Below are 19,733 nucleotides of genomic sequence, written 5' to 3'. Positions count from 1 at the left end.
AACCGCCCGTCCCACCGGCGCGGCCGCCCGGGTCCTCACCGGGCCGACGGCGGCAGCCCCATCGCCACCCCCGCCTTGGCCACCGGTGCCCCGCCCCGCACGCTCGGACTGCGCCGGCTGCGCCGCTCGACCCAGCGGGCGAGCCAGGACAGCAGCAGGCACATCCCGATGTAGATCGGCGCGATCACCATCACCACCGGGATGAACGGCAGGTCGTAGTCCAGGTTGGTGGCGATCAGCTTCCCCGCGTGCAGGAACTCCTCGTAGGTGATCAGGAAGCCGAGCGAGGTGTCCTTGAGCGCGACCACCAGCTGGCTGATGATCGCCGGCAGCATCGCCCGGTTGGCCTGCGGCACCAGCACGTACGTCATCACCTGGGTCTTGCGCATCCCCAGCGCGTACGCGGCCTCCCGCTGGCCCTTGGGCACCGCGAGCACGCCGGCCCGGAACACCTCGGCCAGCACCGAGCCGTTGTAGAGCACCAGCCCGGCCACCAGCGCCCAGAGCGGCTGCACCTTGAGGGCGACGAACACGAAGAAGATCATCACCAGCAGCGGCATGGCCCGGAAGAACTCCACCACCAGCGTGGAGAACCAGCGCACCACCCGGTGGTCGGACAGCCGCCCGGCCGCGAACAGCGCGCCGAAGGGCAGCGCGAACAGCGCCGTCCAGCCGAAGGCCTGGAGGGTGTTGCCCAGCCCGCGCAGCAGCAGGTCCTGCACGCCCCGGTACTCGAAGGGCTCCCACTTGGCGTAGGTGAACTGGTGGGTGTGGAACAGCATGTAGACGATCCAGCCGATCAGCGCCGCGATCAGCAGCAGCGCGATCCCGCCGTACAGCCGGTGCCGGGCCAGCGCCTTCGGGCCGGGGATGTCGTACAGCGCCGAGGCTCCAACGGTCATCGGGACACCGCCACTCGTCGTTCCAGCAGGTTGAAGACGGCACTGACGGCCAGGGTGATGATCAGGTAGCCGACGGCGATCCAGACGAAGGTCCAGACGATGCTGTAGCCCAGCTCGTTGATGGTCCGGTAGGTGCCCAGCAGCTCGGTCACGCTGAACGAACCGGCGATCGCCGTGTTCTTCGCCAGCGCGATCATCACGCTGCCGATCGGCGCCACCACCGAGCGGTACGCCTGCGGCAGCACCACCAGGCCCATCGTCTGCCCGAAGCTCATCCCCAGGCTGCGGGCCGCCTCGCCCTGCCCGGGCGGCACGGTGTTGATGCCCGAGCGCATCGCCTCGCAGACGAAGGCCGAGGTGTAGCAGCCGAGCGCCAGCACGGCGAAGGTGTAGAAGGGCAGCGTGATGTCGAACCGGGGCAGGCCCAGCACCACGATGAAGAACAGCAGGGTCAGCGGCGTGTTGCGCAGCAGCGTCACCCACACCGTCCCGAACACCCGCAGCGGCCGGACGGGCGAGACCCGGAAGCCCGCGATCAGCACGCCCAGCAGCAGTGACAGCACGGCGCTCACCGCGAACAGCGAGAGCGTGCCGAGGAAGCCGTCCCAGTAGGTCGACCAGTTGTCGGTCAGCGTTTTCACGGCGCGGCCCTCTCAGTACCGGTCGATCGGCGGCGGGGTGGGCGCGGCTTCCCCGGACAGCCCGAGGGTCGCGTCGAAGGCCTTCTTCCAGTCGCCGTTCTGCTCGTGGTGCGCCAACGCGTCGTCCAGCGCCCCGCGCAGCACGGTGTCGTTCTTCGGCGTGCCGATCCCGTACGGCTCGGTGGAGAACAGCGGGCCCACCACCTTGAGCTCGTCCGGGACCTTGGCCGCGTAGCCCAGCAGGATCGCGTTGTCCGTGGTGACGGCGTCGACCTGGCCGGTGATCAGGTTGTCCACGCAGGCCGAGTAGGTGTCGTAGCCGATCAGGTGCGCCTTGGGGTACTGCGACTGGATGCGCTGGTACGGCGTCGAGCCGGCCGCCGAGCAGACCTTCTTGCCGTTCAGGTCCTGCGGACCGTGGGTGCTGTTGTCGTTCTTGCGCACCAGCAGCGACTGCCCCGCGATGAAGTACGGCCCGGCGAAGCCGACCAGCTTCTTCCGGTTGTCGTTGATGGTGTAGGTGCCGACGTAGTAGTCCACCTGGCCGTTCTGCAGCGCGGTCTCGCGGTTGGCCGAGGCGATGGTCTTGAACTGGATCCGCTCCGGCGGGAAGCCGAGCGAGGCGCCGACCATCTTGGCGATCTCGATGTCGAAGCCGGAGTACACGCCGGTGGCCGGGTTCTTCTGGCCCAGGTACGGCTGGTCCTCCTTGGCGCCGACCACCAGGTGGCCCCGGCCGCGGGCGGCGTCCAGGGTCGACGAGCCGGTGATCGAGGCGGCGTCCTGCACCTGGTAGCTGGGCAGCGCGCTGGGCTGGGGGCCCTTGGGGGGCGGGGTGCCGGCCTTGCCGCAGCCGGTCGCCAGCACGGCGAGCAGCAGGGCCGCGGCGGTCAGGCGTGCGCGCATCCGCGCGGCGGGCGTCGTCCTTCGGTTCACGGCGCCGCCCTCAGTGCTTCAGGATCTTGGACAGGAAGTCCCGGGCGCGCTCGCTCTCGGGGGCGTTGAAGAAGGCCTCCGGGGCGCGGTCCTCGACGATCCGGCCGTCCGCCATGAACACCACCCGGTTCGCCGACGCCCGGGCGAAGCCCATCTCGTGGGTGACCACGACCATCGTCATGCCCTCGCTGGCGAGCTGGCGCATCACGTCCAGCACCTCGTTGATCATCTCGGGGTCGAGGGCCGAGGTGGGTTCGTCGAACAGCAGCGCCTTGGGGTCCATCGCCAGCGCCCGGGCGATCGCCACCCGCTGCTGTTGTCCGCCGGAGAGCTGGGCCGGGTACTTGTCGGCCTGCGACGCCAGCCCGACCCGCTCCAGCAGCGCCCGGGACTTGGTCTCCGCCTCGGCCTTGGCCCGGCCGCGCACCTTGATCTGGGCGAGCGAGACGTTCTGCAGCACGGTCTTGTGCGCGAACAGGTTGAAGGACTGGAACACCATGCCGACCTCGGCGCGCAGCCGGGCCAGCCCCTTGCCCTCCGCGGGCAGGGGCTGCCCGTCGATCAGGATGGTGCCGCGTTCGATCGGCTCCAGCCGGTTGATCGCCCGGCAGAGCGTGGACTTCCCGGAGCCGGACGGTCCGATCACCACGACGACCTCGCCGCGACCGACCGTCAGCTCGATGTCCTGCAGCACGTGCAGCTCGCCGAAGTGCTTGTTGACCCCGCGCAGCTCGATCAGCGGGGTGAAGGCCGGGGAACCGGTCGGGGCCGGTTCGGGGGCGGTGCTCACCGGCCGCGCCGTCCCTTCAACAGCCAGCCAAGCACCCCGCCGGCGAGCAGCGTCGCCAGCAGCGCGATCCAGAGCGGCGCGGTCACGGTGAACACCCAGAACTGGATCTTGACCTTGTCGAGGTTGGCGAACAGGAACCACACCGCGAGGATCACGATGACGCCGATCCCGATGTACCGCGTGGGGATCCCGCCGATCTCGCTGCGCTGAGGCCGGGACGAGCCGTCTGAAGTCTTGGTCACCGGAGCAGTCTGCTGTCCGGGCTGACGATTTGCCCGGTTACGCGCCCTTACCGGCGAGGGAGTAACCCGCACGGGGCAATCCGGCCCCGTACGGGTTTCGAACCCGCGTCACTCTCCCCCGCCCGCGCCTACCGCTGGCGCTCGTCCCGCCAGGAGCGCCAGAGCGCCGCGTACGGGCCGCCGGCCGCGACCAGCTCCGGGTGGCTGCCGTACTCGCTGATCCGCCCGCCCTCGACCACCGCGATCACGTCCGCGTCGTGCGCGGTGTGCAGCCGGTGGGCGATCGCGATGACCGTACGGCCCTCCAGCACCCGGGACAGCGACCGCTCCAGGTGCCGGGCGGCCCGCGGGTCCAGCAGCGAGGTGGCCTCGTCCAGCACCAGGGTGTGCGGATCCGCCAGCACCAGCCGGGCCAGGGCGAGCTGCTGCGCCTGCGGCGCGGTCAGCGCGGTGCCGCCGGAGCCGACCTCGGTGTCCAGGCCGTCCGGGAGGGCGTCCACCCAGGCCCCGGCGTCCACCGCGTCCAGCGCGGCCCGCAGTCCGGTGTCGTCCGCCTCGGGCGCGGCGAGCCGCAGGTTGTCCCGCAGGGTGCCGACGAACACGTGGTGCTCCTGGTTGACCAGGGCGACCTCCGCCCGCACCCGCTCCGCGGGCATCCGGGACAGCGCCGCCCCGCCGAGGGTGACACTGCCGCGGCCGGGCGCGTAGATCCCGGCCAGCAGCCGCCCGAGGGTGGACTTGCCCGCCCCGGACGGGCCGACCAGCGCGACCCGGCTGCCCGGGGCGACGTCCAGGCTGATCTCGTGCAGCACGTCCGCGCCCTCGCGGTAGCCGAAGCGGACGTCCCGGGCCTCGACCCGGCGGCCCTCCGGGCGGGCCGACTCGTCGCCCTGGTGCTCCGGCACCTCGTGCACGCCGACCAGCCGGGCCAACGAGGCCTGCCCGATCTGCAGTTCGTCGTACCAGCGCAGGATCAGGTCGACCGGGCCGGTGAGCATCTGCGCGTACAGCACGCCGGTGGTCAACTGGCCGACGGTGAGCCAACCCCGGAGGGTGAGCAGCCCGCCGACCACCAGGGTGGCCAGCACCGCCGAGGTGTAGACGGCGTCGATGGTCGGGAACCAGACCGAGCGCAGCCACAGGGTGTAGCGCTCCCAGGCCAGCCACTCGCGCAGCTTGCGGTCCGTCAGCCGGACCCGCTGCTCGCCCAGGCGCAGTGTCTCGACCGTCCGCCCGGCGTCCACCGTCTCGGCCAGCACGTTGCTGACCGCCGCGTACCCGGCCGCCTCGTTGCGGTAGGACTGCGGGGCGCGCCGGAAGTACCAGCGAGAGCTGGCCAGCAGCAGCGGCAGCCCGACCAGCGAGGTCAGCGCGAGCAGCGGCGAGGTGACCAGCAGGGCGCCGAGCACCAGCAGCAGGGACACCACCGCGACGGCGAGTTCGGGCACCGCCTCGCGCACCGACTTGTCCAGCCGGTCGATGTCGGTGGTGCCGCGGGAGACCAGGTCCCCGGTGCCGGCGCGTTCCAGCACGCCGGTCGGCAGCGCGACGGAGCGGACCAGGAAGTCCTCGCGCAGGTCGGCCAGCACCCGCTCGCCGAGCACCGCACCGCGCAGCCGCGACCAGCCGGTGAACGCGGACTGCACGACCAGCGCCAGCAGGTACCAGCCGACCGCCACCGCGATGGTGGCCCCGGCGGTACCGGTGGCCAGCGACTCGACCAGGTTGCCGAGCACCCAGGGCCCGACCAGCCCGGCCAGGGTGGCCACCGAGTGCAGCGACACCACCGTGGCGAACCCGCCCCGGTGCCGCCGGGCCAGCACCCCCAGGTAGCCGCGCACGGCGGCCGGGGAGCCGACCGGCAGGGTGGTGACCGGCCCCTGCTCCTGGTGGACGGGGGGCTTCATGACGTACTCCTCGCGTACGGGATGGGACGGTTGACGGCGGTGCTCATACCTGCGCGGCCTCCTCGACCTGCGCGGCCTCCTCGTCCCGGGTGACCACGGCCCGGTAGGCCGGCTCGGTGCGCATCAGTTCGCGGTGCCGCCCGGCCGCCACCACCCGCCCCTCCCGCAGCAGCACCACCCGGTCGGCCCGGTCGAGCAGCAGCGGACTGGTGGCGAACACCACGGTGGTGCGCCCGGCCCGGGTGTCCCGCAGGCCGGCGGCGATCCGGGACTCGGTGTGGGCGTCCACCGCGCTGGTGGGCTCGTCCAGCACCAGGACGGGCGGGTCGGCCAGCAGCGCGCGGGCCAGGGCGAGCCGCTGGCGCTGCCCGCCGGAGAGCGAGCGCCCGCGTTCGGTGATCCGGGCCCGCATCGGGTCGCCCGCGCAGTCCGGCGAGCCGTCCACCAGCGCCTCCAGCACGTCCTCGGAGCGGGCCGCGGCGAGCGCGTCCGCGACCGGGACCCGGCCGGAGGAGGGCACGTCCAGCAGTTCGGCCAGCGTGCCGGAGAGCAGCACCGGCTCCTTGTCGTGGACCAGCACCGCCGCCCGGGCCTCGGCCAGCGGCACGGTGTCCAGCTCGGTGCCGCCGAGCCGCACCGAGGGCAGGGCCCGCTCGCCCTCGGCCAGCGGGACGTGGCCGCCGAGCCGCTCGGCGAGCGCCCCGGCGAAGTCCGGGTCCCCGCAGACCACCGCGGTCAGCTCGCCGGCCCGGACGGTCAGCCCGGTGGTCGGGTCGTGCAGGTCGGACCGGCCCGGACCGGTCAGCACGCCGTCGGCCCCGCCACTGGTCCGGCTGAGCGAGAGCACCCGCACGGCCCGCCCGGCGGAGACCCGGGCGACGCTCCAGGCGTGCGCCGCCTCGCCCAGGATCCGCAGCGGTGCGGCCAGGAAGGCGGTCGCGCCGTACACCCCGATCAGGGTGCCCACGCCGAGCTCGCCGGAGGCCGCCAGCCGGGCGCCGTACCACGTCACCCCGACCACGAACAGCCCGGGCAGCAGCACCTGTTGGGCCTGCATCAGCGACCACAGCCGGGCCGAGCGGACGGCCGCCGCCCGGACCTTCTGGGAGGCCGCCCGGTACCGCTCCAGGAAGAGGTCCTCGCCGCCGATGCCGCGCAGCACCCGCAGCCCGGCCACCGTGTCGGCGGCCAGCTCGGTCGCCTTGCCGCCGAGCTCGCGCTGCTCGGTGTAGCGCCGCTCGAACGGCCCGATCAGCGGCCACACCGAGGCCGCCAGCACCGGGACGCCGAGCAGCACCCCGATCCCGAGCACCGGTTCGACCACCAGCACCACCGCGCTGACGGCCAGCCAGACGATCACCGCGGCCCGGACCCGGGCGACCAGTTCGACGTACCAGCCGATCCGCTCGACGTCCCCGCTGCCGACCGCGACCACCTCGCCGGTGGCGATCCGCCGGGACAGCCCGGCACCCAGGTGCGAGGCCTGCCCGGCGACCAACTGCCGCACGTGGCAGGCGGCGTGGATCCAGTTCCAGACCGCCTGCCGGTGCAGCAGCACGGTGCCGACCGAGGCGGTGGCGGCCAGCAGCAGGGCCAGCGCGCCGGCCCGCCAGATCCCGCCGGCGTCACCGTCGACGGCGGCCTGGACGCCGCGCCCGAGCGGCACCGGCAGGGCGGCCTGGGCGCCCATCTCGATCAGCGCCCAGCAGGTGGCACGGACCTGCCCGCGCCGCTGGGCGCGCTGCAGCCAGCGCAGGAAGGCCAGGGGCGAGGAGAGGTCGGGACTGCCGGGGTCGGCCAGCGGCAGTGGGGTGAGCGGCATGACACTCCGATGCGAGGGGTGCGAGGGGTGCGGATGGTGCGAGGTGTGCAAGACGTGCGCGGGGCGCGGGAGTACGGGAGGTGCGGGAGGCACGGGCGGCCCGCGGTCGCGCGGGAACGGACACCCGGAGGCGCGGCGCGACGGCGCGGCGACATCGGCGCGTCCGGCGGCGGGCTGCCGGACGGGCAGCGCATGGGTACGAAGGACCCGGATCTCAGGAGGTCATGTCCGCGAGCCTGCCAAGCCCACTGTGATCCACGCAACAGGTTTTCCGCCGCCCCCGCCGCACGCCCGCCGCACGCCCTGGCGCGCACCCCCGTGGCACGGGCCCGGCGCACGCCACGCCGTCGTAAAGCTTCCCCAAAGATTCGCCCGAACGGCGGGAACAATCGTGCCGGGGCACCGGTTGCCCCCTCTGGAAACAACGGACGACCAGGAAGGCACCCCTTCCCGTGAGCAACATCCCCAGCGTCACCCTGAACGACGGCGCTCAGATCCCCCAGCTCGGCTTCGGCGTGTGGCAGGTCGAGGACGCCCGGGCGACCCCCGCCGTGCGCGAGGCGATCGCGGCGGGCTACCGCTCGATCGACACCGCGGCGATCTACGAGAACGAGGCCGGCACCGGCGCGGCCGTCACCGAGGCACTGGCGGGCGGCCTGGCCCGCGAGGACCTCTACGTCACCACCAAGCTGTGGAACTCGGGCACCCGCGACTGGTCGGGCGAGCAGGGCCGCGACGCGGTGCTGCGCGAGTTCGACGCCTCGCTGGACAAGCTCGGGCTCGACTACCTCGACCTGTACCTGATCCACTGGCCGCGCCCGATGCACGGCACCTTCCTGAACGTCTGGAAGGCCCTGGAGCAGTTGAAGGAGGGCGGCCGGGTCAAGTCGATCGGCGTCTCCAACTTCGGCCAGGAGCAGCTGACCCGCCTGCTCGACGAGGCCTCGGTCGTCCCGGTGCTGAACCAGGTCGAGCTGCACCCGTACTTCCCGCAGGAGGAGCTGCGCGCCTTCCACGCCGAGCACGGCATCGCCACCGAGGCGTGGAGCCCGCTGGGCCAGGGCGGGGAGCTGCTGGCCGAGCCGGCGCTGGTGAAGATCGCCGGGAAGCACGGCCGCACGGTCGCCCAGGTGGTGCTCCGCTGGCACCTGCAGAGCGGCGTGATCGCCATCCCGAAGTCGGTCACCCCGTCCCGTATCCGGGAGAACCTGGACGTCGCCGGCTTCGAGCTGGACGCCGAGGACCTCGCGGCGATCGCGGGCGTGGCCACCGGCAAGCGGATCGGCCCGGATCCGCAGGGGTTCGACTGGAACTGACGGGCGCCGCGGGGGCGCCGGCCGACCAGGCCCGGCGCCCCCGACAACGACGACAGCGATCCTGACTGTCGGTCATATCGAAGTACCGCTCATTCCGGAGAGGGACGAGCGGTACTTCGGCGTGCCCGGATTCACCGACCCCGATCATCGGTCGCTACCGACGGCCGTGGGCCTCAGGAGACTTGGTGAATCGTTTTGGCTGTTGTTACCAAAGCTTGGGCTAGAGCCTGGCCGCCTTGGCGATGAGCGCGAGCGCCGTCGCGTGCTCCTCCTCCGCGAGCGAAGCGAGCAGCAAGCGCTGGACTTCGGCCACTCCGGCGGCCGAGCGGTGCAGCAGGTCCTGACCCGCCGGTGAGAGCGAGAGCAGGTTGCGCCGCCCGTCCGAGGGGTCGCGCCGGCGCTGCACCAGACCGCGGCGCACCAGCCGGCTGACCATCTCGGCCATCGTGGCCTTGTCCAGCGAGGCCAGCTCGCCGACCGTGCGCTGGTCCGCGCCCGGCTCCAGCTCCAGCGCGTCCAGCACGGCGTACTGCGGGGCCGTCAGGTCCGCGCCGACGTGCTCCGACCAGAGCTTGGTGTGCACCTGCTGGCCGACCCTGATCAGGTAGCCGATCGCCCGCTGGGCGTCCAGTATCGGCCGCGCGTCGGTGAAGACGGCCACGGCCGCGGGTTCCAGCCTGGCTATCTTGGCCATCACCCGGACGATTTCGACCTGCTCGTCCGGCGTGAGCGGCTCGAACAGCACCCGCTGGACGCGGACCACACCACCGGTGGCCTCGCGCACCGCCTGGGCACCGCTCTGCGAGAGGGCGAGCAGTTTGCGCCGGCCGTCGGCCGGGTCGCGCCGTCGCAGCACGAGGCCGCGGCGGACCAGCCGCGCGACCATCTCCGCCATCGTGGCCTTGTCCAGCGAGGCTCGCTCGCCGACGGTCCGCTGGTCCGCGCCCGGTTCGAGGGCGAGGACCAGCAGGACCGCGAACTGCGGAGCCGTGAGATCGGCTCCGACGTGCTCGGACCACAGACGGGTGTGAACCTGCTGTGCAACGCGAATGAGGTGTCCGGGCGACTGCTGCAGTCGCGCGGACACGCGGGTTGTCGGGATCTCCCCCAGCACCATGTATCCGTCCCGATGTCACACCCGGTGTGTGTGGGACACCCGGGTGGGGCAGTAACGGCGAGTGGGCGTCCAGCTATGAGGGAGGGCGCTCCAGCCGTGCAGCCGGTGGCTGCTGGCGGACACTATACAAACGGCAGGCCCTTGCTGGCAGGCAGGGGCGGATAGTAGACGCAGGTTCGGCAACATTGGCATATTTACGCGCTGCCACACCCTTGCAGTAACCCGTTCTCAGCAGAAAGCCGACCGGTCGGTCCTTACCGACCGTCACCTGCGCCTCTCCACCCTGGCCGCCTCCCCTACCCGCCGGTAGGGTATGGGCACCCTCCCCGGGGCCACTCCCCCGGAGGCACCCCGAGAGAGACGAGAGCGAGCATGACCGAGCAGAGCACCGCCACCCGGGTGGCGGTCGTCACCGGCGCCGCCCGCGGCCTCGGCGCCGCCACGGCCGTCCGACTGGCCGCCGACGGCTACGCGGTGGCCGTCCTGGACCTGGACGAGGCCGCCGGCAAGGACACCGTCGACCGGATCACCGCCGCCGGCGGGCGCGCGCTGGCCGTCGGCGCCGACGTCGCGGACGCCGAGCAGGTCCAGGCCGCCGTCGACCGCGTGGCCGCCGAGCTCGGCGCCCCCGTCGTGCTGGTCAACAACGCGGGGGTGCTCCGCGACAACCTGCTCTTCAAGATGTCCGAGTCCGACTGGGACACGGTCATGAACGTCCACCTCCGCGGCGCCTTCCTGATGACCCGCGCGGTGCAGAAGCACATGGTGGACGCCGGCTTCGGCCGCATCGTCAACCTGTCCTCCTCCTCCGCCCAGGGCAACCGCGGCCAGGCCAACTACTCGACCGCCAAGGCCGGCCTCCAGGGCTTCACCAAGACTTTGGCCATCGAGCTGGGCAAGTTCGGCATCACGGCCAACGCGGTGGCCCCCGGCTTCATCGCCACGGACATGACGGCGGCCACCGCCGCCCGGGTCGGCATGGACTTCGAGGACTTCAAGCGGGCCGCGGCCTCCCAGATCCCGGTCCAGCGCGTCGGAGAGCCCGAGGACGTCGCCAACACCATCTCCTTCCTCGCCGGCGAGGCCGCCGGCTTCGTCTCCGGCCAGGTGATCTACGTCGCGGGTGGCCCCCTCGACTGAGCACTGAACCTACACAGGGTTACCACGGAGTGGGAAGCCGGTCGAACCGGCCGCCCACTCCGTTTTCTTTACCGGGGCTTTTGCAGAATCATTCGAAGACCACACGGGCATTCGATCCAGGAATAGCGGAAATCACTCCCCGGGTCGCCCGGGGCAGCCCCAATTGTCGATTTCCCGGGAAAATGACAATTCCCTCAGGAATGGCCTCGCCCAGATGGGTATGGTCACCCCGTGCAATCCAGAAGTACCGCCGCTCGCATTCCGCGACAGGGGCCGGATCGCCGCACCGCCGACCGCCGGGAGCTCCCCCGCCCCGACCGCGGCGAGCCCGGCTGGCCACCGATGAGCCGCCGCCGGGCCGCCCTGTTCGCCGCCACCCTCGCCGCCTACCTGCTCGTCCTGGCCGGCGTCCTGCTCAACACCGACCTGGTCGACCTCGACTGGTCGGTGCGCCTGCTCCGCCCGTACGAGCGGTGGCCCAGCCTGGAGCCGCTGCTCGATACCTGGGTGATCGCCGGGCAGCGCGGACCCAGCGCCATCGCCGCGTTCGCCTGGCTGCTCTGGCGCGCCCACCGCCTCGGGCGGCTGCGCCCGCTGCTGGTGATGGGCGTCGCCCTGCTGCTCCTCAACATCACGGTCGGCGCCGTCAAGATCCTCACCGGCCGGCTCGGACCGCACTACGCCCAGTACGTCGGCTCCCCCGAGCTGTTCTCCGGCGGCACCATCTTCCCCTCCGGCCACACCGCCAACGCCGTGGTGACCTGGGGCGTGCTGGCCTACCTCGCGGTCCGCTGGCAGCGCACCGGCGCGCTGATCGCCGCCGCCACCGCCTGCTCGATCGGCCTGACCACCGTCTACCTGGGCACCCACTGGGTCTCCGACGTGCTGGCCGGCTGGGCCGCCGGGCTGCTGGTGCTGCTCTCCCTGCCCCTGCTGGAGCCGCTGCTCGCGGTGGCCGAACAACGGCTGCACCGCCGGTTCGCACGCTGAACCCTGCCGCCACCGCCACCACCGACGCCGCCGCCGCCGCGAGCGGGCGCTACCCCTCCCAGCTGCGCTCCACCACACCGTCCCGCACCGCGAGGTTCAGCCGCCCCTCCCGGTACTCCATGGTCATCAGCTGCCCCGGTTCCAGCACCCGGACCGAGGCCCAGCCGTGCCGCCGGGCCAGCTCCCGGGCCCGCTCGATCCGCAGCCCCGCGTAGCCCTCGGCGTCCTCCCCCGTCGTGCCCGCCCCCACGGCGTCCGCACCCGTCACAGCGCCTCCCCGGCTCTCCCCCTCGGACGTACGCTGGAATCGTAGCCCCCACCCGCGCGGCCCGGAGGTGAACGCGCATGCGTGCCACGACGCCGCGGCGGTGGCGCAGCGGCACCGAGCCGGCCACCGCCCGCAGCGACCTCAAGCTCCGCTACCTGCTGTCGCTGACCTTCACCCCGCTGTTCGCCCTGGGGACGGCCGGCTTCGCGTACTGGGCGGCCTCCTCCCCGGTGGACGGCGCCCCCGGCCGGGGCACCCTGACCGGCTTCGCCGTCGCCCTCGGGCTGCTCACCCTGTTCGCCGTCGTCGATCTCGTGGTGGTCATCCGGCGCCGCCGGACCGAGCTCTGACGCGGTGTCTCCCACGGAGTGGGAAGCCGGCCGGGCCGACTTCCCGCTCCGAGCCGCGGGCGGGAGCGGGAAGAGGGGCCCTACCGGTTGCCGACCGCCTGCTTCACCAGCGTCCGGCCGAAGTCCCACATCAGGCCGTTGCCCCGGTGGGCCTCGTCCATGATCTCGGTGAACGCGTCGACGAACCGGTCCACGTCCCGGTCGGTGATGATCAGCGGCGGGATCAGCTTGATCACTTCCAGGTGGTCCCCGGACACCTGGGTCAGGATCCGGTGCCGCTGCAGCAGCGGGACGACCACCATCTGCGCGAACAGCCCCTTGCGCGCGGCCTGGAGGGCCGTCCAACCGGTGCGCAGCTTCAACGACCTGGGCCGGCCGAACTCGATGCCGATCATCAGCCCGCGACCGCGCACCTCGGCGAGCAGCTCGTACCGGTCGATCAGGGCCGTCAGCCGCTCGCGGAAGCGGTCGCCGACCTGCCGGGCGTTCTCCACCACCTTCTCCTCGCGCATCACCTCCAGGGTCGCCAGCCCGGCCGCCATCGCCTGGGCGTTGGACCCGAAGCTGGCCGAGTGCACCAGCACCCGGTCCATCGAGGAGTACACCTTCTCGAAGATCCAGCTCTTGCCGAGCGTGGCCCCGACCGGCACGTACCCGCCGGAGAGCGCCTTGGCCGCGCACACCAGGTCCGGCAGCACGCCCTCCTCGTGCTGGTAGGCGAAGAACGCGCCGGTGCGGCCGATCCCGGTCTGCACCTCGTCGCAGATCAGCAGCGCCTTGTGCTCGTGCAGCAGCGCCTGGGCCGCCCGCAGCCAGCCGGGCGGCGGCGCCTGGACGCCCTTGCCCTGGATCGGCTCGACGATCAGCGCGGCGACGTCCCCGCGCTTCAACTCCTTGGCCAGCGCCCCGATGTCGCCGAGCGGGATGGCGGTGTCCGGCAGCAGCGGGTCGAAGCCCTTGCGGAAGCCGCTCTCCCCGTTGACGGACAGCGAGCCGGTGGTCAGCCCGTGGAAGGCGTGGTCGGCGTAGAGGACGCGCCGGCGGCCGGTGGCGTACCGGGCGAACTTCAACGCGGTCTCCACCGCCTCGGTGCCGCTGTTGCCGAAGAACACCCGGTCCAGTCCGGGCGCGTACGAGAGCAGCCGCTCGGCCAGCAGCCCGGGCAGCGGCGAGCAGTCGAAGCGGACCAGGTCCGGCAGGTCCAGGTCCATCACCTGCCGGACCGCCGACCGCACCACCGGGTGGTGCCGGCCGAGCGCGAAGATGCCGAAGCCGGCCAGCATGTCGAGGTACTCGTTGCCCTCGGCGTCGTAGAAGTACTGGCCCTGCGCCCGCTCGTAGTACTTGTCGAAGCCGATGGTGCGGAGCATCCGCGGCAGCTGCGGGTTGAGGTGGCGGCTGTGCAGCTCGTACCGCTCACCGCCGCGTTCGGCGAGGAGGGCGGCGAGGTCGAAGGCGGGGCGGTCGGGGTCAGCCGGCATGGCGCGGGTTCGCTCCTCGGGTCGGTAGCAGGTTCTTGGCGAAGACGGCGGTCTGGGCCGCGACCCCGGTGCCGGTCAGGCCGGTCTCCTCCAGGATCTCGCCGCGGGCGGCGTGGCCGAGGAACTCCTGCGGCAGGCCGAGCACCCGCACCGGGACGTCCACGTCGGCGTCGCGCAGCGCCTGGGCGACGGCCGAACCGACGCCGCCGGTGCGGCCGCCGTCCTCGACGGTGACCACCAGCCGGTGGGCGGCGGCGAGCCGGGCCAGGGCCGGATCGACCGGTTTGACCCAGCGCGGGTCGACCACGGTCGCGGTGAAGCCCTCGGCGAGCAGCAGCCGGGCGGCGTCCAGGCAGGCGGAGGCGGTGACCCCGACGGCCACCAGCAGGATCTCCGGCGCCGGTCCGGTGCGCAGCAGCACGTCCGTCCCGCCGATCCGTTCGACCGCCTCGACGACCGGCCCGACGTTGCCCTTGGGGAAGCGGACCACGGTCGGCGCGTCCTCGACCTCGACGGCCTCCCGCAGCTGGGCCCGCAGCTGCTCGGCGTCGCGCGGCGCGGCGAGCCGCAGCCCGGGGACGACCTGGAGCACGGACAGGTCCCACATGCCGTTGTGCGAGGCGCCGTCCGAACCGGTGACCCCGGAGCGGTCGAGCACGAAGGTGACGCCCAGCCGGTGCAGCGCGACGTCCATCAGGACCTGGTCGAAGGCCCGGTTCAGGAAGGTCGCGTAGACCGCCACCACCGGGTGCAGCCCGCCGGTGGCCAGGCCCGCCGCGCTGGTGACGGCGTGCTGCTCGGCGATCCCGACGTCGAAGGTCCGGTCCGGGTACGCCTTGGCGAACGGCGCCAGCCCGACCGGCTGGAGCATCGCCGCGGTGATCGCCACCAGGTCGGGCCGCTCGGCGCCGAGCGCGAGCAGCTCCTCCCCGAACACCGAGGTCCAGGAGACCCCGGCGCTGGGCGAGATCGGCAGGCAGGTGTACGGGTCGATCGGGTTGACGGCGTGGAAGCGGTCCGCCTCGTCCTGTTCGGCGGGCCGGTAGCCGCGCCCCTTGACGGTCAGGCAGTGCACGATCACCGGGCCGCCGAAGTTCCGGGCCTGCCGCAGCGCCTGCTCGACCGCGCCCAGGTCGTGGCCGTCGATCGGGCCCAGGTACTTGAGCCCGAGGTCCTCGAACATGCCCTGCGGGGCGAAGGCGTCCTTGAAGCCCTTCTTGGCGCCGTGCAGCGCGTCGAAGATCGGCTGGCCGACCAGCGGGGTGCGCTGCAGCGCCTCCTTGCCGAGCGCGAGGAAGCGCTCGTAGCCCTGGGTGGTGCGCAGGGTGGCCAGGTGGTGGGCCAGTCCGCCGACGGTCCTGGCGTAGGAGCGCTCGTTGTCGTTGACGACAATGACCAGCGGCCGGTCGCGGGCCTCGGCGATGTTGTTCAGCGCCTCCCAGGCGAGTCCGCCGGTGAGCGCGCCGTCGCCGATCACCGCGACGGTGTGCCGGTCGTACTGGCCGAGCAGCTGGCTGGCCTTGGCGAGCCCGTCGGCGTAGGAGAGCGCGGTGGAGGCGTGCGAGTTCTCCACCAGGTCGTGCTCGGACTCGGCCCGGGAGGGGTAGCCGGACAGGCCGCCCTTCATCCGCAGCCTGGAGAAGTCCTGGCGGCCGGTGAGCAGCTTGTGGACGTAGCTCTGGTGGCCGGTGTCGAAGACGATCCGGTCGTACGGCGAGTCGAAGACCCGGTGCAGCGCGATGGTCAGCTCCACCACGCCGAGGTTGGGCCCGAGGTGGCCGCCGGTGCGGGTGACGGCGTCGATCAGGAAGTCGCGGATCTCGTCGGCGAGCAGCGGCAGTTCGGCGGCCGGGAGCTTGCGCAGCTCGGCCGGGGACGTGACGCGGGAGAGCAGTGACATGGGTACACCTCACGACTCGGAGCGGTGCGGTGGTGCCTCCGCCCACCGGGGCGGGGCCGGCCCGGGCACGACGGCCCGGGCCGGACGGGAGCTCAGGACGCGGGACGGCTGCGGTACCGGGCGGCCCGGCCCGGGCTCAGCGCCCCCGGTTGGAGCTGACGGTCTCGGTGATGGCGCGCAGCGACTGCTGGAGCGAGCCCATGGTGGCCAGGACGGCGGTCGGCTCGTAGCCGCAGTGGGCCATGCAGTTCTCGCAGCGCGGGTCCTTGCCGCGCCCGTACTTGCTCCAGTCGGTCTTCTCGACCAGCTCGCGGTAGGTGGGCACGTAGCCGTCGGCCATCAGGTAGCAGGGCCGCTGCCAGCCGAACAGCGAGTAGTTGGGGATGCCCCAGGGGGTGCACTCGAAGTCGGCCTTGCCCTCCAGGAAGTCCAGGAAGAGCGGGCTGTGGTTGAGGCGCCACCGCTTCCGGTTGCCCCCGGCGAAGGCCTTTCGGAAGAGCTCCCGGGTCTGCTCGACGCCGAGGAAGTGCTCCTGGTCGGGGGCCTTCTCGTAGGCGTAGGCCGGGGAGATCATCATCTCGTCGACCTTGAGCTCGTCGTTCAGGAAGTCCAGGACGTCGATGACGGTCTGCGGGGTGTCGGTGTTGAAGAAGGTGCTGTTGGTGGTGACCCGGAAGCCGCGCCGCTTGGCCTCCTTGATCGCCGCCACCGCCTCGTCGAAGGTGCCCTCCTTGGCCACCGACTCGTCGTGCCGCTCGCGCAGGCCGTCGATGTGCACGGCGAAGGTGAAGTACGGCGAGGGCTTGAACTTGTCCATCTTCTTGCGCATCAGCAGCGCGTTGGTGCAGAGGAAGACGTACTTGCGGCGCTCCACCAGCTGTCGGACGATCTCGTCGATCTGCGGGTGCATCAGCGGCTCACCGCCGGCGATCGAGACCATCGGGGCACCCGACTCCAGGACCGCGCCGACCGCCTGGGCGACCGGCATCCGCTGCTTGAGCACACCCGCCGGGTGCTGGATCTTGCCGCAGCCCTCGCAGGCGAGGTTGCAGGCGAACAGCGGTTCGAGCTCGACGATCAGCGGGAACTTGTCCCGTCGCTTGAGCAGCTTCTGCTGCATCAGGTAGGTGCCGACCCGCACGGTCTGGCGCAACGGCATGGCCATGGCTAGCTCGCCTCCTGGGGGAGCGTCGAGGATGTGGGGTGGTTCAGGACTGCGGAGCGGGTGTCGAGCTCCTGCCGGTACCAGTCGACCAGGGCGGGTACCGCCGCCCGCAGGGTCCGCCAGGCGCGCACCCCGGCCGGGAGCGTGCCCGGCCGCAGCAGCTCGTGCTCGGGGGTGTCCACCACCACCCGCAGCACGGCCACCGGCAGCGCCGGGCGCACCTCCCGCAGTGCGGCCAGCACGGCGGCGGCCTCCATGTCGACGGCCAGCGCCCCCTGGAGGTGCAGGGCGCGCCGCTCGATACCGCGCACCACGTGGTCGGCGGTGTGGTGCACCCCGGTGTGCGCGGTCAGGCCGTGTTCCTTGAGCGCCCGGGCCAGCTCCGGCCCGGAGTCGACCGGGTAGAGGTGGCCCTCGGCGTCGCGCACGCCGTCCGCGGCCACCACCTCGCCCGGCGCCACTCCCGGCCCGACCGCGGCGCCGAATCCGGCCACCACGACCGCGCCGTAGCCGCCCGGGGCGGAGCCGAGCAGGCGCCGTACGGCCGTCCCGGCGCGCCGTCGGCCGACCCCGGTGCGCACCAGCACCGGGGGTCCGCCGGCCGAGCCGCGCCAGTCGCCGCCGCGCAGGGCCCACACCTCGGGGCCCAGCGCGCAGAGCACCAGCAGCGGGGCGGTGGTCACCGGTTCGCCCCGATCGACGGCGTGCCGCCCGGCCGCACCATCCCGGGGCCGCCGTTGAGGTAGCGGCCGAGCGCGGTGACCGGGAAGACCAGCCGGTACAGGTGGTAGTTGATGGAGAAGTCCCACGGGAAGCCGGTCCCGGTGAACTGCGGCTCGTCCCAGGTGCCCTCGGGCAGCTGGGTGCGCACCAGCCACTCGACCCCGCGCTCCACCGCCGGGTTGGAGCGGCCCTCCGGGCCCTCGCCCGCCGCGAGCAGCGCCATCAGCGCCCACGCGGTCTGCGAGGCGGTGGAGTCGCCGCGCCCGGCCCAGCGCGCCGGGTCGTCGTAGGAGCGCATGTCCTCGCCCCAGCCGCCGTCGGTGTTCTGCCGGTCCTCCAGCCAGCGCACCGCCCGGCGGATCGCCGGGTGCTCGTCCGGGACGCCGGCCGCGACCAGGGCGGGCAGCACCGAGCCGGTGCCGTAGATGTAGTTGGTGCCCCAGCGGCCGAACCAGGAGCCGTCCGCCTCCTGGTCGCGCAGCAGCCACTCGATGCCGCGGCGGGTGCGCGGGTCCCGGGCCCGGCCGGTCTCGGCGAGCATCTCCACCACGTGGGCGGTGACGTCCGCGGACGGCGGGTCGACCACCTCGCCGAAGTCGCAGAACGGCAGCTTGTTCGGCAGCAGGCTGGTGTTGTCGACGTCGAAGGCGCCCCAGGCGCCGTTCTTGGACTGCATGCCGAGGTTCCACAGCACGCCCCGGTCCACCGCCGCGTCGACCTTGGCCTGGTCGGGGTGGGCGACCCGGCGCAGCGCCAGCACCACCTCGGCGGTGTCGTCGATGTCGGGGTAGGTCTCGTTCTCGAACTCGAAGGCCCAGCCGCCGGCCGGCAGGGCGGGCCGCTGGACGGACCAGTCGCCGCGCTTGCGGATCTCCTCGCCGAGCATCCAGTCGACGGCGCTGACCAGGGCCGGGTGGTCGGCCGGGACGCCGGCGTCGACCAGCGCGATGGTGGCCAGGCAGGTGTCCCAGACCGGGGACTGGCAGGCCTCCATCCAGCGCATGCCGTCCTCGGTGTGCACGGTGAAGCGGTCGAAGGAGGAGAGCCCGGCCTTCATCACCGGGTGCTCCAGCTCGTAGCCCTCCAGGTGCAGGGCGATCAGCGAGTAGACGGCGGGCGGCTGGATGCCGCCCCAGCAGCCGTCGGCCTCCTGCCGTTCGACGATCCAGCGGCAGGCCTGGGCGACGGCGAGCCGGCGCAGCGGCCGGAAGGCCCGGCGGTGGTAGGCGTGCAGCAGCTTGTCGAGGCGCTCGAACAGGCCGTCCCAGCTGGTGGCGGGGGCGAGCGGCCGGTCGGGGTACGGGTGGTCCGGGTCGGTGTGCAGCTCGGTGATCGCGAAGGGGGCCGGACGGACCGGGCGGTGCGAGGAGACCACGGTCAGCGGGACGATGGTCTGCCGGGCCCAGCAGCCGAAGGCGTAGATGTTCAGCGGCAGCCACTTGGGCAGGAAGATGATCTCGGGTGGCATCTCGGGCAGGCGGTCCCAGGACCACCAGCCGAAGAGCGCGAGCCAGATCCGGGTGAACACCCGGGCGGCCGCGATGCCCCCGGCGGAGCGGACGTAGCGCGCGGCGGCCAGCATGTGCGGGGCGTCCGGGTCGTCGCCGGCGAGCTTGAGGGCGACGTAGGCCTCGACGGTGGTGGAGAGTTCGGGCGGTCCGCCGTGGAAGGTGGCCCAGGTGCCGTCCTCCCGCTGCTGGGAGCGGATCCACTCGGCGGTGGCCCGGGTCTGCTCCTCCGTCCTGATGCCCAGGAACTGGCGGAGCAGTAAGTCCTCGGCGTCCATGGTGACGTTGGTCTCCAGGTCGCCCTTCCACCAGCCCTCGGAGGACTGCAGCGAGAGCAGGTGGGTGGTGGCGCGCGCGAGGGCCTCGCGCGCGTCGGCGGGCTGCCGGTCCGCCTCACCGGCCGGCCGGGGCCGGTCGGTGTCCTCGGGCTGCCACCGCCCCGCACCCAGCAGGGTCGGGGGGCGGTCGCCCACCGCGACCGGCTCGGAATCGTACTCAGGGTCGAGCCGGCCGTCCGCGGTTGCTGTCAACGTAA

The 19,733-nt window shown here is 72.7% G+C and carries 18 protein-coding genes; 4 read left to right on the top strand and 14 right to left on the bottom strand.

The genetic code is table 11. The features are described 5' to 3' along the window. Nucleotides 1-35 precede the first annotated feature (35 nt). The 7 genes from ACFY2K_RS29415 to ACFY2K_RS29385 all read right to left on the bottom strand — a co-directional run bounded on the left by ACFY2K_RS29415 (nt 36) and on the right by ACFY2K_RS29385 (nt 7,240). Nucleotides 36-902, bottom strand: a complete 867-nt coding sequence (locus ACFY2K_RS29415; RefSeq protein WP_375885290.1) for an amino acid ABC transporter permease — start codon at nt 900-902, stop codon at nt 36-38. Further along, complete coding sequence (locus ACFY2K_RS29410) at nt 899-1,543, bottom strand: amino acid ABC transporter permease (RefSeq protein WP_375885288.1); 645 nt, start codon at nt 1,541-1,543, stop codon at nt 899-901. The genes ACFY2K_RS29415 and ACFY2K_RS29410 overlap by 4 nt, the downstream gene beginning before the upstream one ends. Nucleotides 1,544-1,555: 12 nt before the next feature. Then, entirely contained in the window at nt 1,556-2,449 is an 894-nt protein-coding gene (locus tag ACFY2K_RS29405; protein ID WP_387715475.1) for a glutamate ABC transporter substrate-binding protein, read from the bottom strand. A gap of 40 nt (nt 2,450-2,489) precedes the next feature. Then, a complete protein-coding gene (locus ACFY2K_RS29400; RefSeq protein ID WP_375885320.1) occupies nt 2,490-3,218 on the bottom strand; it encodes an amino acid ABC transporter ATP-binding protein in 729 nt (242 codons plus the stop codon). A 47-nt stretch (nt 3,219-3,265) separates the two neighbouring features. Further along, nucleotides 3,266-3,511, bottom strand: a complete 246-nt coding sequence (locus ACFY2K_RS29395; protein WP_375885285.1) for a LapA family protein — start codon at nt 3,509-3,511, stop codon at nt 3,266-3,268. 128 nt (nt 3,512-3,639) lie between these two features. After that, nucleotides 3,640-5,418 carry an ABC transporter ATP-binding protein gene (locus ACFY2K_RS29390; RefSeq protein WP_387715439.1) on the bottom strand — a complete coding sequence of 593 codons (1,779 nt, stop codon included), beginning with the start codon at nt 5,416-5,418 and terminating at the stop codon, nt 3,640-3,642. Between the two features lie 43 nt (nt 5,419-5,461). Beyond that, complete coding sequence (locus ACFY2K_RS29385) at nt 5,462-7,240, bottom strand: ABC transporter transmembrane domain-containing protein (RefSeq protein ID WP_375885280.1); 1,779 nt, start codon at nt 7,238-7,240, stop codon at nt 5,462-5,464. Nucleotides 7,241-7,692: 452 nt separating this feature from the next. On the opposite strand from ACFY2K_RS29385, the gene ACFY2K_RS29380 reads away from it, so the two are divergent. After that, nucleotides 7,693-8,556 (top strand): aldo/keto reductase, encoded by an 864-nt coding sequence (locus tag ACFY2K_RS29380; RefSeq protein ID WP_380522624.1) that lies wholly within the window; start codon nt 7,693-7,695, stop codon nt 8,554-8,556. 220 nt (nt 8,557-8,776) lie between these two features. Here ACFY2K_RS29380 and ACFY2K_RS29375 read toward each other — a convergent pair whose 3' ends face one another. Beyond that, the gene (locus tag ACFY2K_RS29375; protein ID WP_375885276.1) at nt 8,777-9,643 is read right to left on the bottom strand and encodes a MarR family winged helix-turn-helix transcriptional regulator; all 867 of its coding nucleotides are present in this window, start codon (nt 9,641-9,643) and stop codon (nt 8,777-8,779) included. A gap of 402 nt (nt 9,644-10,045) precedes the next feature. Here ACFY2K_RS29375 and fabG point away from each other — a divergent pair, with 402 nt between their 5' ends. Both fabG and ACFY2K_RS29365 read left to right on the top strand, forming a co-directional pair. Then, on the top strand, nt 10,046-10,813 hold the full coding sequence (gene fabG / locus ACFY2K_RS29370; protein ID WP_380522623.1) for a 3-oxoacyl-ACP reductase FabG: 768 nt from the start codon (nt 10,046-10,048) through the stop codon (nt 10,811-10,813). 231 nt (nt 10,814-11,044) lie between these two features. Next, nucleotides 11,045-11,803, top strand: a complete 759-nt coding sequence (locus tag ACFY2K_RS29365; protein ID WP_375885269.1) for a phosphatase PAP2 family protein — start codon at nt 11,045-11,047, stop codon at nt 11,801-11,803. A gap of 49 nt (nt 11,804-11,852) precedes the next feature. Here the strand turns inward: ACFY2K_RS29365 and ACFY2K_RS29360 are convergent, their stop codons facing one another. Then, nucleotides 11,853-12,071 carry an I78 family peptidase inhibitor gene (locus tag ACFY2K_RS29360; RefSeq protein ID WP_375885266.1) on the bottom strand — a complete coding sequence of 73 codons (219 nt, stop codon included), beginning with the start codon at nt 12,069-12,071 and terminating at the stop codon, nt 11,853-11,855. A gap of 77 nt (nt 12,072-12,148) precedes the next feature. Here ACFY2K_RS29360 and ACFY2K_RS29355 point away from each other — a divergent pair, with 77 nt between their 5' ends. Beyond that, nucleotides 12,149-12,421: a DUF6343 family protein gene (locus ACFY2K_RS29355; RefSeq protein WP_380589595.1), complete on the top strand. Its 273-nt coding sequence runs from the start codon at nt 12,149-12,151 to the stop codon at nt 12,419-12,421. Between the two features lie 80 nt (nt 12,422-12,501). Here ACFY2K_RS29355 and ACFY2K_RS29350 read toward each other — a convergent pair whose 3' ends face one another. The 5 genes from ACFY2K_RS29350 to shc all read right to left on the bottom strand — a co-directional run bounded on the left by ACFY2K_RS29350 (nt 12,502) and on the right by shc (nt 19,728). Next, a complete protein-coding gene (locus ACFY2K_RS29350) occupies nt 12,502-13,902 on the bottom strand; it encodes an aspartate aminotransferase family protein (protein ID WP_380522621.1) in 1,401 nt (466 codons plus the stop codon). After that, on the bottom strand, nt 13,892-15,802 hold the full coding sequence (gene dxs / locus ACFY2K_RS29345) for a 1-deoxy-D-xylulose-5-phosphate synthase (RefSeq protein WP_380522620.1): 1,911 nt from the start codon (nt 15,800-15,802) through the stop codon (nt 13,892-13,894). The genes ACFY2K_RS29350 and dxs overlap by 11 nt, the downstream gene beginning before the upstream one ends. Before the next feature lie 136 nt (nt 15,803-15,938). Next, the gene (gene hpnH / locus ACFY2K_RS29340; protein WP_360238793.1) at nt 15,939-16,967 is read right to left on the bottom strand and encodes an adenosyl-hopene transferase HpnH; all 1,029 of its coding nucleotides are present in this window, start codon (nt 16,965-16,967) and stop codon (nt 15,939-15,941) included. A gap of 2 nt (nt 16,968-16,969) precedes the next feature. After that, on the bottom strand, nt 16,970-17,650 hold the full coding sequence (locus tag ACFY2K_RS29335; protein ID WP_380400457.1) for a 1-hydroxy-2-methyl-2-butenyl 4-diphosphate reductase: 681 nt from the start codon (nt 17,648-17,650) through the stop codon (nt 16,970-16,972). Beyond that, complete coding sequence (gene shc / locus ACFY2K_RS29330; RefSeq protein WP_387715430.1) at nt 17,647-19,728, bottom strand: squalene--hopene cyclase; 2,082 nt, start codon at nt 19,726-19,728, stop codon at nt 17,647-17,649. The genes ACFY2K_RS29335 and shc overlap by 4 nt, the downstream gene beginning before the upstream one ends. Nucleotides 19,729-19,733 lie beyond the last annotated feature (5 nt).

The organism is Kitasatospora sp. NPDC001309, assembly GCF_042896295.1.
Taxonomy (GTDB): domain Bacteria; phylum Actinomycetota; class Actinomycetes; order Streptomycetales; family Streptomycetaceae; genus Kitasatospora.
Note: the sequence above shows the minus strand (reverse complement) of the source record. Positions and strands in the feature narration are given on the sequence as shown.